This is a genomic window from Saccharothrix ecbatanensis, from assembly GCF_014205015.1.
GTDB lineage: Bacteria > Actinomycetota > Actinomycetes > Mycobacteriales > Pseudonocardiaceae > Actinosynnema > Actinosynnema ecbatanense.
In genome coordinates this window covers 1,252,625-1,267,921 of sequence record NZ_JACHMO010000001.1, presented here as the reverse complement: position 1 = coordinate 1,267,921, position 15,297 = coordinate 1,252,625, and the positions used below count along the sequence as shown (strand labels likewise).

The following is a 15,297-nucleotide window of genomic DNA, read 5'->3' as shown; positions in this document are numbered from 1 at the left end:
GATTTCGACCATGGCAGTCCGGGACAAGCAGCGCCGAGGTGAGGGGCAGTGGGCGCTGGGCTACCGCGAGCCGCTGAACCCGAACGAGCGGAGCAAGAAGGACGACAATCCGCTCAACGTGCGTTCGCGGATCGAGAACATCTACGCCCACGGTGGTTTCGAGTCGATCGACCCGGCCGATCTGCGTGGCCGTTTCCGCTGGTACGGCCTCTATACCCAGCGCAAGCCGGGGATTGACGGCGGGCGGACGGCGACGTTGGAGCCGGAGGAGCTGGACGACGAGTACTTCATGCTCCGGGTCCGCATCGACGGTGGCCGGTTGTCGACGCAGCAGTTGGCGTTGTTGGGCGAGTTGTCGCAGACGTATGCGCGGGACACGGCGGACATCACCGACCGGCAGAACATCCAGTACCACTGGATCCGGATCGAGGACGTGCCGACGATCTGGCGCAAGCTGGAGGACGCGGGCCTGACCACGATGGAGGCGTGCGGCGACAGCCCTCGGGTGGTGTTGGGTTCGCCGGTGGCGGGTATCGCCGAGGACGAGGTGGTCGACGGTTCCGGGGCGATCGACGAGATCCTGCGCCGCTACATCGGGGATCCGCGGTTCTCGAACCTGCCGCGGAAGTTCAAGACGGCGATCTCGGGTCTGCCGGATGTGGCGCACGAGATCCACGACGTGGCGTTCGTCGGTGTGGATCACCCGGAGCACGGTCCGGGGTTCGACGTGTGGGTCGGCGGTGGTCTGTCGACGAACCCGATGATCGGCAAGCGGTTGGGCGCGTGGGTGCCGGAGGCCGAGGTGCCGGATGTGTGGGAGGGCGTGATCAGCGTCTTCCGTGATTACGGCTACCGGCGGTTGCGGCACCGGGCGCGGATCAAGTTTTTGGTGGCGGACTGGGGTCCGGAGAAGTTCCGGCAGGTCCTGGAGGACGAGTACCTGAACCGGAAGCTGGTCGACGGTCCGGCGCCGGAGGTGCCCGCGGTGCCGCGTGACCACATCGGTGTGCACCGGCAGAAGGACGGCTTGTTCTACATCGGCGCGGCGCCGATCGCGGGCCGGGTGTCGGGGTCCACGTTGGTCGAGGTGGCCAAGGTGGTGGAGCGGGCGGGTTCGGCGCGGGTCCGGTTGACGCCGCAGCAGAAGCTGGTGGTGTTGGACGTGCCGGAGGCCGAGGTGAAGAACCTGCAGGCGGATCTGGCGAAGTTGGGGTTGCAGACGGAGCCGTCGCCGTGGCGGCGGGGTGTGATGGCGTGCACGGGTATCGAGTTCTGCAAGCTCGCGATCGTGGAGACCAAGGCCCGTGCGGTGGAGTTGGTGTCCACGTTGGAGACCCGGCTGGCGGACATCGTGGCCGGGGTGACGGAGCCGATCGCGGTGCACATCAACGGCTGCCCCAACTCGTGCGCCCGCATCCAGACCGCGGACATCGGCCTCAAGGGCATGATCGTCACGGACGCGGACGGGCAGCAGGCCGAGGGTTTCCAGGTGCACTTGGGCGGCGGGCTCGGGCTGGACGCCGGGTTCGGGCGGAAGTTGCGCGGCCACAAGGTGACCGCCGTCGAGCTGTCGGACTACGTCGAGCGCGTCGTGCGGAACTTCGTGGCGAACCGGCAGGAGCACGAAAGGTTCGCGCAGTGGGTCGTCCGCGCCACCGAAGCGGACCTGAAGTGAGTGAACGCGGGTCTCAACCTTCCTCAGGAGGTGCAGCGATGACCGCCCCGACCAGGGTCGAGGAACTGAAGGCGATCGCCGAAACGGCGAGCGTGGCGTTGGCCGATGCCAGTGCCGAAGAGGCGCTCGCGTGGACCGCCCGGACGTTCGGCGAGAGCTGGATCGTCGCGTCGAACATGCAGGACGCCGTCCTCATCGACCTGGCCACCAAGGTGAAGCCGGACGTGGACGTGCTGTTCCTGGAGACCGGCTACCACTTCGCCGAGACGATCGGCACGCGTGACGCGGTGGACCTCGTCTACTCAGGGGTCCGGATCGTGAACGCCGCCGCCGAACAGTCCGTCATGGACCAGGAAAAGGAATTCGGTCTGCTGAACAAGACGAATCCGTCGGAGTGCTGCCGGTTGCGCAAGGTGATCCCGTTGCAGCGCACGCTGAAGAACTACGACGCGTGGGTGACCGGGGTGCGTCGGGTGGACGCGCCGACCCGGGCGGGCACGCCGATCGTGCAGTGGGACGACCGCAACGGCCTGGTGAAGATCAACCCGATCGCGGCGTGGTCCGACGACGAGTTCCACGACTACATCGCCTCGCACGGGATCCTGGAGAACCCGCTGGTGCAGGACGGTTACCCCTCCATCGGCTGCGCGCCGTGCACCGTGAAGCCACTGCCGGGCGCCGACCCGCGCAGCGGCCGGTGGGCGGGCCAGACCAAGACCGAATGCGGGTTGCACGGATGACCACCACCACCACCACTTTGGACGCGTTGGGCCGCCTCGAGTCCGAGGCCGTCCACATCTTCCGCGAGGTCGCCGGCGAGTTCGACCGGCCGGTGATCCTGTTCTCCGGCGGCAAGGACTCCACCCTCCTGCTCCACTTGGCCGTCAAGGCGTTCTGGCCCGCGCCGGTGCCGTTCCCGCTGCTGCACGTCGACACCGGGCACAACTTCGACGAGGTCATCGCCTTCCGCGACAAGGTCGTCGCCCAACACGGCCTGCGCCTCGAGGTCGCGAAGGTGCAGGACTACATCGACGACGGACGCCTGACCGAACGCCCCGACGGCACCCGCAACCCGTTGCAGACCGTGCCGCTGTTGGACGCGATCACCGGCCACAAGTTCGACGCCGTGTTCGGCGGCGGCCGACGCGACGAGGAACGCGCCCGCGCCAAGGAACGCATCTTCAGCCTGCGCAACTCCTTCGGCCAGTGGGAACCCCGCCGGCAGCGCCCCGAGCTGTGGAACCTCTACAACGGCCGGCACCGCCCCGGCGAGCACGTGCGGGTGTTCCCGCTGTCCAACTGGACCGAGCTGGACGTGTGGCACTACATCGCCCGCGAGAACATCGAACTGCCCGACATCTACTACGCCCACCGGCGCGAGGTGTACCTGCGCGACGGCATGTGGCTCGCCGAAGGCCCGTGGGGCGGGCCGCGGGAGAACGAGACGATGGTCGAGAAGACCGTCCGCTACCGCACCGTCGGCGACGGATCCTGCACCGGCGCGGTCGAGTCCGACGCCGCCGACATCGCCACCGTCATCGCCGAGGTCGCCGCGAGCAGGCTCACCGAGCGTGGCGCGACCCGCGCCGACGACCGCCTCTCCGAGGCCGCCATGGAAGACCGCAAGCGGGAAGGCTACTTCTAGATGAGCGACCTGTTGAGGCTGGCGACCGCGGGCAGTGTGGACGACGGCAAGTCCACCCTGGTCGGCAGGCTGCTGTACGACACCAAATCCGTGCTGGCCGACACCCTCGACGCGGTGCACCGCGCCAGCGCCGACCGCGGCCTGAGCACCCCCGACCTGTCCCTGCTCGTCGACGGCCTGCGCTCCGAGCGCGAGCAGGGCATCACCATCGACGTGGCCTACCGCTACTTCGCCACGCCCAAGCGGTCGTTCGTGCTCGCCGACACCCCCGGCCACGTCCAGTACACCCGCAACACCGTCACCGGCGCGTCCACCGCGCAGCTCGGCGTGCTGCTCGTGGACGCGCGCAAGGGCGTCATCGAGCAGACCCGCCGCCACGCCGCCGTGCTGGCGCTGCTCGGGGTGCCGCGCCTGGTGCTCGCGGTCAACAAGATCGACCTGGTCGACCACGACGAGGCGACGTTCTCCCGCATCGCCAAGGAATTCACCGCCCACGCCACCGCCCTGGGCTACCCCGACGACGCCGTCGTGACGATCCCGGTGTCCGCGCTCGCGGGCGACAACGTCGTGGAACGCTCCGACCGGACACCCTGGTACGACGGCCCCACCCTGCTGGAGCACCTGGAGACGGTGCCGGTCGACGTCGACCCGCACGACGCCCCGTTCCGCTTCCCCGTCCAGTACGTGATCCGGCCCCGCACCGCCGACTACCCCGACTACCGCGGCTACGCCGGCCAGGTCGCCGCCGGCACCGTGCGGGTCGGCGACGAGATCGCCGTGCTGCCCGACGGGCTGCGCTCCACCGTCACCGGCATCGACACCGCCGACGGCCCACTGGACCAAGCCGCCTCCGGCCAGTCCGTGACCCTGCTCCTCGCACACGACCTCGACATCTCCCGCGGCGACCTCATCGCCGGCGCGGCCGTGCCCCCCAGAGTGACCGACGAATTCGACGCCACCGTGTGCTGGCTGTCCGAGAAGGCCCTGACCCCCGGCGCCCGCGTCCTGGTCAAACACGGCACACGGACCGTGCAGGCCATCGTCACCCACCTGCACACACGGTTCGACGAGCAGAACCTGACCACGGTCGAAGACCCGGGCACGTTGACGCTCAACGAGATCGGCCAGGTGACGGTCCGCACCACCACCGCCGTCCCGCTGGACGACTACACCAAGAGCCGTCACATGGGCAGCTTCCTGGTCATCGACGCGGCCGACGGCAGCACGCTCGCCGCCGGCCTGGTCGGCGACCCCCTCAGCACCATCACCCGGGATGTCGCGCTGGCGGGCGTGCCGTGATCCGAGTGCTGCTCGCGCTCCTGCTGGTCCTGGTCGGCTGCACCAGGGCCGACCGCGGGGAACGGACCCCGATGGCCGACCAGGGCCCGGCCGTCGAGGTCCGGCTCGGCTACTTCCCCAACATCACCCACGCGTCGGCGCTGTTGGGGGTGGAGCGCGGGCTGTTCACCGCCGAACTGGGCGAGACCGGGTTCGTCCCGGTCACCTTCAACGACGGCGGCGCGGCGGTGAACGCGTTGCTCGGCGGGTCGCTGGACATGGCGTTCCTCGGTCCCGGCCCGGCCATCAACGCCTACGCCAAGTCCGAAGGCGAGGCGATCCGGCTGGTCTCCGGCGCCACGTCGCGCGGCGCGCAGCTGGTGGTCAAGCCGGGGATCGACCGGCCGCAGCAGCTGATCGGCCGCACGATCGCCAGCCCCGCCCTGGGCAACACCCAGGACATCGCGTTGAAGAAGTGGCTGGCCGCCTCGCAGCTCACCGACGTGGTGAACGTGACCAACGTGGAGAGCGCGCGGGCGCTCGACGGGTTCGCCAAGGGGCAGTTGGACGGCGCCTGGCTGCCCGAGCCGTGGTCGTCGCGGCTGGTGCTGGAAGCGGGCGCGCACGTCCTCGTGGACGAGCAGAGCCTGTGGCCGGGGGGCGAGTTCCCGTCCACCGTGGTCGTGGTGCGGACGCCGTTCCTCGAAGCTCACCCGGAGACCGTGCGGGCGGTGCTGCGCGGGCTGGTGCGGGCGGAGCAGTCCGCCACCCGGGACCCGGCGCGGGCCAAGCAGGACCTGAACACCCACCTGCGAAAGGCGACGGGCCGTGCATTGCCCGAGGCCACGACCGAGCGCGCCTTCGCCAACATCCGGCTCACCACCGATCCCAACGCGGCGGCGTTCGACCAGTTGGCTCGTGACGCCCACGCCACGGGTGTCCTCAAGGCACCGATCGACCTGGCCGGGTTCGTCGAGCCAGGCCCGTTGACCGCGGTGCTGTCCGAACTCGGCCTGCCCACCACCGCACAGGGGAACCAATGACCAGCACCCTCGAACCGCTGTCCACCGCGACGGATTACGCGGTCCGGCTGACGGCGGTCAGCAAGACGTTCGGCCACGGCGAGTCCGCCGTCACGGCCGTCGACCGCGTCGACCTCACCGTGCGTCCGGGCGAGTTCGTCTGCCTGCTCGGCGCGTCCGGCTGCGGCAAGTCGACCCTGCTCAACCTGATCGGCACCCTGGAGGCACCCACCTCTGGCCGGGTGGAGCTGACCACCGGGCGGCCCGCCGTCATGTTCCAGGAGGCGGCGTTGTTGCCGTGGCTGACGGCGGCGCAGAACGTCGAGCTGCCGTTGCGGCTGGCCGGGATGGACCGGCGGGCCCGCCGGGAACGCACCGAGCAGTTGCTGGGCCTGGTCCGGTTGGCCGGGACGGGCGGCAAGCGGCCGCACGAGCTGTCCGGCGGGATGCGGCAACGGGTCGCGCTGGCCCGCGCGCTGGCGTGCACCGGTGACGACAACGCCCTGCTGCTCATGGACGAGCCGTTCTCCGCGCTCGACGCCATCACGCGTGACGTGCTCCAGGCGGAGTTGCTGCGGGTGTGGCGCGAGACGGGCACCGCGGTCGTGTTCGTCACGCACGACGTGCGCGAGGCCGTGCGGCTGGGCCAGCGCGTGGTGCTGCTGTCGTCCCGGCCTGGCCGGGTCATGCAGGAGTGGTCCGTTTCCGGCCAGGACGACCTCGTCGACGAGATCAACACCAGGCTCCGGGAGGTGATCAGCAGCCATGTCTTCGCGTAGCTCCGTCGAGCGGGAGGACGACGCGGCGGTCGAGGCCGGGCTGGACGCGCTGACGTCGCCGACTTCCGCGCCGCCGAACGGGCGGGCGCGGTTCGTGGGCCGCGTGCTGCCGCCGGTGGTCGCGCTGGTCGTCATCGGCTGCCTGTGGCAGGCGCTGTGGGCATCGGCGATCTGGCCGGAGTACCAGCTGCCCGCGCCCGCCACGGTGTTGGACCAGATCGCGCAGCAGATCCGCAGCGGCGACATCGTCGGCTTCCTGTGGGTGTCCGTGCACCGCGCGGTGATCGGGTTCGCCGTGGCTGTGGTGGTGGCGGTGCCGCTCGGCCTGCTGATCGCCAACGTCTCACCGGTGCGACGCGCCATCGGCCCGTTGATCTCGGGGTTGCAGAGCCTGCCGTCGGTGGCGTGGGTGCCCGCGGGCGTGCTGTGGTTCGGCCTGACGGACTACGCCATCTACTTCGTGGTGCTGCTGGGAGCGGTCCCGTCCATCGCGAACGGCCTGGTGTCGGGCGTGGACCAGATCCCGCCCATCTTCCACCGGGTCGGGGTGGTGCTCGGCGCGTCGAGGCTGGCCGCGATCCGGCACGTGCTGCTGCCCGCCGCGCTGCCCGGTTTCCTGTCCGGGCTCAAGCAGGGCTGGGCGTTCTCGTGGCGGTCGCTGATGGCCGCCGAGCTGATCGCCACGTCGCCGCAGTTGGGCGTCGGCCTCGGTCAGGTGCTGCACAACGGCATGTCGTTGTCGGACATGTCGCTGGTCATGGCCGCCATCGTGCTGATCTTCTTCGTGGGTGTCGGCATCGAGCTGGTGCTGTTCCGCCCGCTGGAGCGGTCGGTGCTCCGGGCACGCGGCCTCGGCGGAGCGCTGTAGGTGCTCATCGCCGTCGCGCACGGCAGCCGTGACCCGCGTTCCGCGGCGGCTGTCCGGCAACTGGTCGCCGCCCTGCCCGGCGCCCGGCACGCCTTCCTCGACCTGTCCGAACCGCTGCTCGCCGATGTCCTCGCGGACGTGAGCCCGCACGACGAGGCGGTGGTAGTCCCTTTGCTGCTCGGCAGCGCGTACCACGCGCTGGTCGACATCCCGGAGATGGTCGACGCGGCGACCACGCGCGCGCCGTGGCTGTCGGTTCGGGTCACCGACGTGATCGGGACGGACCCGCGGGTCGCCGACGCGGCGCTCGCACGGCTCGCCGAGGTCGGTGTGCGGCCGGGTGACGACCGGCTGGGCGTGGTGCTCGCCGGCGCGGGTTCGTCGCACGCGGCGGCCAACGCGGCGGTCGCGGACCTCGCCGACCGGTGGGCACGCGAGCACGGCTGGGCCGGTGTCCGGCCCGCGTTCGCCACCTGCGCGCCGGACGTCACCGACGCGATCGCCGAGCTGAAGGACCTCGGCGCGCGCCGCATCGCCGTGGCGTCCTGGTTCCTCGCCCCCGGACGGCTGCCGGACCGGATCGTGAACGCGGCACGGCGGGTCCACCCCGACGTCGTGGTGGCCGCGCCGCTCGGCGCGCACCCGTCCGTGGTCGCCGCCGTACACGGACTGCACCTGTCGGCGCACGTGTGAGAATTCGGATTCCCGCACCCGCCCGTCGCGCCGAACCACGCCGCATCGATTTTTCCGATGGTCGCACATCGTCAGGACGACAGCGCGGATCCTTCGTCCGCCGGCTAGCGTGAAACCGCTGGAACCTTTACGCCGCAACACTTCACCATCGTGGCGCATCGATCGAACCGCAGCGGAGCCTATTTACTGGGAGCGCGCCCGTGTCTGACATGAAAATCATCGAGGACGTAATTCGGAACGGCTTCGACCTGACCGACATCGAGTGGACCAAGTGGGTCGAGCCCGGCCGCGAAGGCGTCGAGCACCACGTGCTGTGGGCGCCGAACCCCGAGACCGGCGACGTGTCCGTCGGCCTGCTGCTGCGCTTCCCCCCGGGGGCGCACGGCGACTTCCACGAGCACCTCGGCTGGGAGCTGATGCTCGTCCTCGACGGCTCGCTCGACCACAGCGACGGCCACTCGTTCAAGAAGGGCGCGCTCGTGGTCGAGGGCCCCGGCAGCAAGCACCAGATGTCCAGCGCCGCCGGGTGCACCGTGCTGGCCATCCGGACCAGGCCCGCCGAGGCCCGGCCCAACGACGCCCGGTGAGCAACGCCCCGACCGCGCTCGCCGTCCGACCGGTCCGGGTCGTGCTGTCGAGCGTGTTCTCCGACGCGCACACCTGGAACCTCGTGTTCCTCCAACTGCTGCTGGAGGAACACGGGTGCCTGGTGACGAACCTCGGCGCGTGCGTGCCCGAGGAACTGCTCCTGGAGCACTGCCGCGACCACCGCCCTGACCTCGTCGTGATCAGCACCGTGAACGGTCACGGCCACCTGGACGGTGTGCGGCTGGCCCGCCTGCTGCGCGCCGACCCGGACACGGCCGACCTGCGGCTGGTCATCGGCGGCAAGCTCGGTGTGGGCGGCGGGGCGGAGTCGCGGCACGCGCTGATCGCCGCCGGGTTCGACATGGTGGTGGAGGACAGCGATCCGCAGCGGCTGGTCGGCTACGTCGAAGGGTTGCGCCGACCGGCTTTGCCCAGCGGCAGGACCACGTCGTGACGTCGTTCTCCGCGTTCGTCGCCGACGCGGCGGCCCGGGGCAAGCTGGTGGTGCAGCCCCGCATGGGCTTCGCCGAACCCGCGCGGATGCGGGAAGGGCTGCTGGCGGTGCGCGCCGTGCCGGGACGCACCGTCGGCACGATCACCCTGGACAGCTACACCAGAGTGGGCGTGCACGACGCCGCACGACGAGCCCTGCGTGACGGGGCGCCGCTCAACGGGTTCCCCCTCGTCGTGCACGGTGCGGACGTCACCCGCCGGATGCTCGAAGGCGTTGTGGCGGCGGACTTCCCGGTCCAAGTGCGGCACGGCAGCCCCGCGCCGTACGACATCGTGCGCACCCTGCTGGACGCCGGGCTCGACGCCACCGAGGGCGGGCCCGTGTCCTACTGCCTGCCCTACAGCCGGACCCCGCTGCGCGATTCGGTGCGGGAGTGGCGGCGCACCTGCGAGCTGATGGGAGGGCACAGCCCGGACGCGCACCTGGAGACGTTCGGCGGGTGCATGCTCGGCCAGCTGTGCCCGCCCGGCCTCCTCGTGGCGTTGTCCGTGCTGGAAGCGTTGTTCTTCCGCGCGCACGGCCTGCGGAGCGTGTCGCTCAGCTACGCGCAGCAGACCAACGCGGCACAAGACCTGGAGGCCATCGCGGCGTTGCGCACCCTGGCCGGCGAACTGCTGCCGGACGTGCGGTGGCACGTAGTGCTCTACACCTACATGGGCGTGTACCCGCGCAGCACGACGGGCGCGACCACGCTGCTGCGCGACAGCGTCGAGCTGGCGGTCCGCTCGGGCGCGGAGCGGGTGATCGTCAAGACGGAGGTCGAGGCGCACCGCATCCCGACGCCCGCGGAGAACGTCGCCGCGCTGCGCCACGCCCTCGACGCCGTGCGGCCACCGACCGAAGAGCTGCGGCCCGCGCAGACCGGGGTGCTCGCGGAGGCGCGGGCCCTCGTGGAGGCCGTGCTCGGCCTGGACGACGACCTCGGCCGCACGCTGGAACTGGCGTTCCAGCGCGGCTGGCTCGACGTCCCGTACTGCCTGCACCCGGACAACGCGGGCCGGACGCGTGCCGCGCTGGACGAGCGTGGCCGGTTGCGGTGGGTGTCGATCGGCTCGATGCCGATCAAGGGCCTGACCCGCGCCCTGCCGCCCGAAGCGCTCACCGCCCGTTCCCTGCTGGCGATGCTCACGCACGTCGAGCACCGCTACGACAACGTGCTCGCCCGCACGCCCGCACGCCCGCACCTGACCGACTGACGGGAGTGATCGTGTCCTCAGCCGACGACCCGGTGTCGCACGGGCCCAGGATCGCCATCATCGGCATGGGCCCCCGTGGCATCTCGGTGCTCGAACGCCTCGCCCTCCGCGCCGACGACCACCACGGATCGGGGCCGGAGGTGTTCGCGATCGACGCCGTCCAAGTGGGCTGCGGCCGGATCTGGCGCACCGACCAGCAGCCGTGGTTCACCATGAACACGGTCGCGGGCCAGGTGACCATGTACTCCGGCGAGCCCGACGGCGGACCGGACCGCGCGGGCGCCGGACCCAGCGTGGCGCAGTGGCTGGCCCGCTCCCCCGACCCGGAGCAGGCGTCGATCGGCCCGGACGGCTACGCGCCGCGCGTCGTCTACGGGCACTACCTGCGGCACGTGTACCGCAGCGTGGTCGACCACCTGCCCGACGGCATGGTCGTGCGACCGGTCACCGCGCGCGTCACCACGATGGCGCCGCTGCCCGACGGCGGGTTCGCGCTGACGTTGTCGGACCGCTCCGAGCCGCTGGTGGTCGACCGGGTGGTGCTGGCCACCGGTCACCCGGTGTCCCGACCCGGTGCGTCCGAGCTGGCGCTGGCCGACTTCGCCGCCACCCGGCCGGGATTGACGTACCTGAGCGGGGATTCCGCCGCGGACCTGCCGCTCGACCTCATCGCGCCCGGCACACCCGTCGGCGTGATCGGCATGGGCCTCGGGTTCTACGACATCCTGCTGTCGCTGACGGTGGGGCGTGGCGGGGTGTTCCGGCGGGACGTCGCCGGCGCCATGCGGTACGTGGCGAGCGGTCGTGAACCGCTGATCTTCGCCGGGTCGCGCAGCGGGATGCCGATCCTGGCGCGCGGCGCGAACCAGAAGCGACCCGATCACGTGCACCAGCCGGTCGTGTTCACCACGGACGCGGTGCGCGAGGCGAAGGCGCGGGCCGGCGCGGCCGGACTGGACTTCACCGGCCAGATCATGCCGCTGATCCAGAAGGAGGTGGACCACGTCTACCTCACCACCCTGGTGCGTTCCCGGCAGGGTGACGCGGTCGCCGCCCGGTTCGCCGACCGGCACGCCCGCGTCCTGCGCCACGGTGGACCGAAGGCCGCGCTCATGGCCGAGCACGGCCTGGCCCCGGACGCCGGGCTGGACCTGGAACGGCTCGCGCGGCCGTTCGGGGGCGAGCGGTTCACGCACCCCGCCGCGTTCCGGGCGACGCTGCTCGACCTGATGGCCAAGGACATCGACGAGGCCAGGCGCGGCAACGTCGACGGTCCCGTCAAGGCGGCGCTCGACGTGCTGCGCGACATCCGCAACACCATCCGCGTGGCGGTGGACTTCGGCGGCCTGACCGTCCGTTCGCACCGGGACGACTTCCTCGGCTGGTACGTGCCGATGAACGCGCTGCTGTCCGCGGGGCCGCCGGTGGAGCGGGTGGAGCAGCTGCTCGCGTTGATCGAGGTGGGCGTGGTGACCGTGGTCGGTCCGCAGGTCCGCTACGAGTGCGACCCGGCACGTGACACGTTCGTGGTGTCCTCGGTCGACGTCACCGACTCGCGGACCGAGGTGGCGGCGCTGGTCGACGCCCGCATCCCCCAGCCGGACCTGCGTCGGGACACCTCGCAGCTGTACGAGGACCTGGTCGCGCGCGGCCTGGTGACGCAGTTCGTGGAGCGCGACCCGGTGACGGGCGAGGTGTTCGAGACCGGCGGGGTCGACGTCACCCCGGCGCCGTTCGCGTTGCTGGACCGGCACGGCGAGGAGGTGCCCGGCGCGCACGCGCTCGGCCTGCCCACCGAGCACACGCGCTGGTTCACGCAGGTCGGCAGCAGCCGGCCCGGCATGCGCACGCTGTTCTTGCGCGACGCCGACGCCATCGCCGAACGACTGCTCATCCCCTTCCCCGTGCTCGCGCCCAGGTGACCCGCTTGATTCAGCGCACAGATGACCCAGGAGGTTGCAGATGAGCGACGCGACCGATGAGTTCCGCGCGGCCCGGGACGTGCTGCTGACCCACCGCGGGGACCTGGACCGGGCACGGGCGGAGTTCCGCTGGCCCCGCGCGCCCGAGTTCAACTGGGCGTTGGACTGGTTCGACGTGGTGGCCCGTGACAACGGCCGCGAGGCGCTGCGCGTGGTGGGCCTCGGCGCGCTCACCTACGCGGAACTGTCCCGCCGGTCGAGTCAGGTCGCCTGCCGGTTGCGCGACCTCGGCGTGCGGCGCGGCGACGTGGTGCTGCTGATGTGCGGCACGCGGCCCGAGCTGTGGGAGGTGACGCTGGCCGCGATGAAGCTGGGCGCGGTCCTGACGCCGACCTACCCCACCGCGACGCCCTCCGAGATCGCCGACCGGTTCGCCCGCGCGGGCGTGCGGCACGTGGTCGCCGAGGCGGGGCTGGTCGAGCGGTTCGCGGACGTCCGGGTGCCCGGCATCCGGGTGTCGATCGACGAGGTCGCGGGCTGGACGTCCTATGCGGGCTGGACGTCCTATCCGGACTCGGCGGACGCGCCGGCGGAGTTCGCGCCGACAGAGTTCGCGCCGGACGGTCCGACCCACCGCGACGACCCGCTGTTCCTCTACTTCACCTCGGGCACCACGTCGCAGCCCAAGCTGATCCGGCACACCCACGCCAGCTACCCCGTCGGCCACCTCAGCAGCCTGTACTGGAACGGCGTGCGGCCGGGTGACGTGCACCTGAACGTGGCGTCGCCGGGCTGGGCCAAGCACCCGTGGAGTTCGCTGTTCGTGCCGTGGACGGCGGAGGCGACCGTCCTCGCCGTGCCGACACCGGAACCCGCCGCGGTGCTGGACGCCCTGCACGCGCACCGCGCCACGTCGGTCTGCGCGCCGCCGACGGTGTGGCGCGGTCTGATCCGGCACGGCCTGGGCGACCGGCCCGCCGCGCTGCGCGAGGCCACCACGGCGGGCGAGCCCCTGAACCCGGACCTGTTCCACGCGATCCGGGACCGCTGGGGCATCGCGCTGCGCGACGGCTACGGGCAGACCGAGGCCACCGGCATGATCGGCACCACGCCCGGCGACCGCGCCCGGCCCGGCGTGCTCGGACGCCCCCTGCCCGGCTACGACATCGTCCTGCTCGGACCGGACGGCGTGCCCGGCGACGAGGGCGAGATCAGCGTGGACCTGGCGAACCGGCCGGCGGGCATCCCGACCGGCGAGGGCCACTACCGCACCGGCGACCTCGGCGTGCGGCACGCCGACGGGACGATCACCTGCCTCGGCCGGGTGGACGACGTGTTCAAGTCGTTCGACCACCGGATCTCGCCGCACGAGCTGGAACGCGTGCTGTGCCTGCACCCCGAGGTGGTGGACGCGGCCGTGGTGCCGGTGCCGCACCCGATCGGCATGTGGGTGCCCAAGGCGTTCCTGGTGCGCAAGCCCTCGGCGACGCCCGACGCCGACGTGGCGACGGGCGTGTTCGACCACATGGCGCTGGAACTGCCGCCCGAGAAGGCGGTGGCGCAGATCGAGTTCGTGGACGTCCTGCCGCGCACGGCGTCCGGCAAGATCCAGCGGGCGCGGCTGCGTGCCGCCGATGCCCGCGTGGTCTACGAGACGGGTTCCTCGACGGTGTCGCTCTCGCGCCGCCCGTAGTAGTAGCGGCTCACGCGCGCACGGTTGCCACACGCCGAGGAACACCACTGCTGGCGGTGATGCTCCTTGACGAAATACAGCACGCACAGCGGCGCAGGGCAGGCACGCAGCTGTTCGCGTGCCGGGCCGGCCAGGAACCGGGTCGCGACCCACGTCAGCGAGGCGATCGCGCGCGACCGTTCGTCCAGGTCGACCGGCACGGACCAGTGCAGGTCGGGTTCGCCGTCGCCGGGCCAGACGAGGTGCGGCGTCACCTCGGCCTCGCGCAGCACCTGGTTCACCGTCGCGAGCGCGACGTCCAGGTCGGGCAGCTCGTGCGCGTCCGGGGCGCTGGGCGGGTCCGGGGCGACGGCGTGGGCGAACAACGCGCGCAACGCCTGGCGGACCTCGACCAGCCGGTCGGCGGTGGCGGTGTCGGCGGGGACCGCGTCGGTCGGGAACATCGGCCAGCGCTCGTGGACCTGGTCGAGCCAGTCGCGCAGGCCTTCCGGGCTGCGCAGGACGTCCCGCACCCGGCCGCGGGTCCGCCGGATGACCCGAACCGTGTTCACCAGGGTGAGCGCCAGTTGAGTGTCCACGGCGTGACTCCCATCCTCCGACCGCCTTAATTAACGCTAGCAGGGCCTTGACGGCATGTGTCCAACCACTCGACAATCATGTTGCTACTAACACTTACAAGACTCTCTAACCATGAGGAGCCTGAATGTCTCGCATCCCGCTGGTCGAGCCGGACTCGGCCCAGGGCGAAGTGGCGGAGATGTTCACCGCGATCAAGGACCGGCTTGGGCGCGTGATCAACATGACCCAGGTCATGGCCAACTCCCCCGCCGTCCTCAAGGGGTACCTCGGGCTCAACGGCGCGCTGGCCAACAGCTCGGTCGGGCGGCTGACCGGTGAGCGGGTGGCCCTGGCCGTCGGCGAGGCCAACAGCTGCACCCTCTGCCTGTCGGCGCACACCACGTTGGGCGCCAAGGCCGGCCTGAGCGAGGACGAGATCACCGCCGCCCGCCGCGGCACCTCGTCCGACCCGAAGCAGGCTGCCGCGATCGCGTTCGCACTCCGCCTCCTGGAGACCCGCGGCACCGTGTCGGACGAGGAGCTGGCGAAGGTCCGCGCGGCCGGCTTCACCGACGGCGAGGTGCTGGAACTGGTCGCCTACACCGCGCTGAACGTGTTGACCAACTTCGTCAACAAGGTCTCGGAGACGCCGATCGACTTCCCCGAGGCGCAGCCGCTGAGCTGAGCCGACACGGGGTGGCCGGCCGAGCGTGTGCGCACACGCTCGGCGGTCCCTCGCGCGCGGATTTGGGCGCCTTACGGCAAGCCGAAGCCCCTTTCGGCCGGTACGGGTTACGGCGGTTTGGGCGCTTGTCGCAGTCGGATGTAACAGCCATGCTTCTGCTAGCTAATACTCGTGACGAGCG

General features: G+C 71.2%; 15 protein-coding genes. 14 read left to right on the top strand and 1 reads right to left on the bottom strand.

Translation table 11 applies throughout. The features are described from left to right. Positions 1–10: 10 nt before the first annotated feature. From F4560_RS05755 to F4560_RS05695, 13 genes are all read left to right on the top strand, one after another. A complete protein-coding gene (locus F4560_RS05755; RefSeq protein ID WP_184917218.1) occupies positions 11–1,675 on the top strand; it encodes a nitrite/sulfite reductase in 1,665 nt (554 codons plus the stop codon). A 38-nt stretch (positions 1,676–1,713) separates the two neighbouring features. Further along, positions 1,714–2,415 (top strand): phosphoadenylyl-sulfate reductase, encoded by a 702-nt coding sequence (locus F4560_RS05750; RefSeq protein ID WP_184917215.1) that lies wholly within the window; start codon positions 1,714–1,716, stop codon positions 2,413–2,415. Then, positions 2,412–3,320, top strand: a complete 909-nt coding sequence (gene cysD / locus F4560_RS05745; RefSeq protein WP_184917211.1) for a sulfate adenylyltransferase subunit CysD — start codon at positions 2,412–2,414, stop codon at positions 3,318–3,320. Before F4560_RS05750 ends, cysD begins: the two co-directional genes overlap by 4 nt. Continuing rightward, positions 3,321–4,619, top strand: coding sequence for a sulfate adenylyltransferase subunit 1 (locus tag F4560_RS05740; protein WP_184917208.1), 1,299 nt, complete (start codon positions 3,321–3,323; stop codon positions 4,617–4,619). A gap of 5 nt (positions 4,620–4,624) precedes the next feature. Next, positions 4,625–5,641, top strand: coding sequence for an ABC transporter substrate-binding protein (locus F4560_RS05735; protein ID WP_312868547.1), 1,017 nt, complete (start codon positions 4,625–4,627; stop codon positions 5,639–5,641). Continuing rightward, positions 5,638–6,399 carry an ABC transporter ATP-binding protein gene (locus F4560_RS05730; protein ID WP_184917205.1) on the top strand — a complete coding sequence of 254 codons (762 nt, stop codon included), beginning with the start codon at positions 5,638–5,640 and terminating at the stop codon, positions 6,397–6,399. The genes F4560_RS05735 and F4560_RS05730 overlap by 4 nt, the downstream gene beginning before the upstream one ends. Further along, entirely contained in the window at positions 6,386–7,267 is an 882-nt protein-coding gene (locus F4560_RS05725; RefSeq protein ID WP_184917202.1) for an ABC transporter permease, read from the top strand. Before F4560_RS05730 ends, F4560_RS05725 begins: the two co-directional genes overlap by 14 nt. Further along, positions 7,268–7,960, top strand: a complete 693-nt coding sequence (locus F4560_RS45990; protein ID WP_312868544.1) for a sirohydrochlorin chelatase — start codon at positions 7,268–7,270, stop codon at positions 7,958–7,960. Positions 7,961–8,169: 209 nt separating this feature from the next. Continuing rightward, positions 8,170–8,547, top strand: a complete 378-nt coding sequence (locus F4560_RS05715) for a cupin domain-containing protein (protein WP_246478144.1) — start codon at positions 8,170–8,172, stop codon at positions 8,545–8,547. Further along, a complete protein-coding gene (locus F4560_RS05710) occupies positions 8,544–9,002 on the top strand; it encodes a cobalamin B12-binding domain-containing protein (RefSeq protein WP_312868543.1) in 459 nt (152 codons plus the stop codon). The genes F4560_RS05715 and F4560_RS05710 overlap by 4 nt, the downstream gene beginning before the upstream one ends. After that, on the top strand, positions 8,999–10,258 hold the full coding sequence (locus F4560_RS05705) for a methylaspartate mutase (protein ID WP_184917196.1): 1,260 nt from the start codon (positions 8,999–9,001) through the stop codon (positions 10,256–10,258). Before F4560_RS05710 ends, F4560_RS05705 begins: the two co-directional genes overlap by 4 nt. 11 nt (positions 10,259–10,269) lie before the next feature. After that, the gene (locus tag F4560_RS05700; protein WP_184917193.1) at positions 10,270–12,180 is read left to right on the top strand and encodes an FAD/NAD(P)-binding protein; all 1,911 of its coding nucleotides are present in this window, start codon (positions 10,270–10,272) and stop codon (positions 12,178–12,180) included. A gap of 40 nt (positions 12,181–12,220) precedes the next feature. After that, positions 12,221–13,873 carry an AMP-binding protein gene (locus F4560_RS05695; protein WP_221483354.1) on the top strand — a complete coding sequence of 551 codons (1,653 nt, stop codon included), beginning with the start codon at positions 12,221–12,223 and terminating at the stop codon, positions 13,871–13,873. Here F4560_RS05695 and F4560_RS05690 read toward each other — a convergent pair. Next, positions 13,828–14,451: a CGNR zinc finger domain-containing protein gene (locus tag F4560_RS05690; RefSeq protein ID WP_184917187.1), complete on the bottom strand. Its 624-nt coding sequence runs from the start codon at positions 14,449–14,451 to the stop codon at positions 13,828–13,830. The two genes, F4560_RS05695 and F4560_RS05690, sit on opposite strands and share 46 nt — an antisense overlap. Positions 14,452–14,576: 125 nt before the next feature. Between F4560_RS05690 and F4560_RS05685 the strand changes: the two genes are divergently transcribed. Then, the gene (locus F4560_RS05685) at positions 14,577–15,116 is read left to right on the top strand and encodes a carboxymuconolactone decarboxylase family protein (RefSeq protein WP_184917184.1); all 540 of its coding nucleotides are present in this window, start codon (positions 14,577–14,579) and stop codon (positions 15,114–15,116) included. The last annotated feature ends 181 nt before the right edge of the window (positions 15,117–15,297 follow it).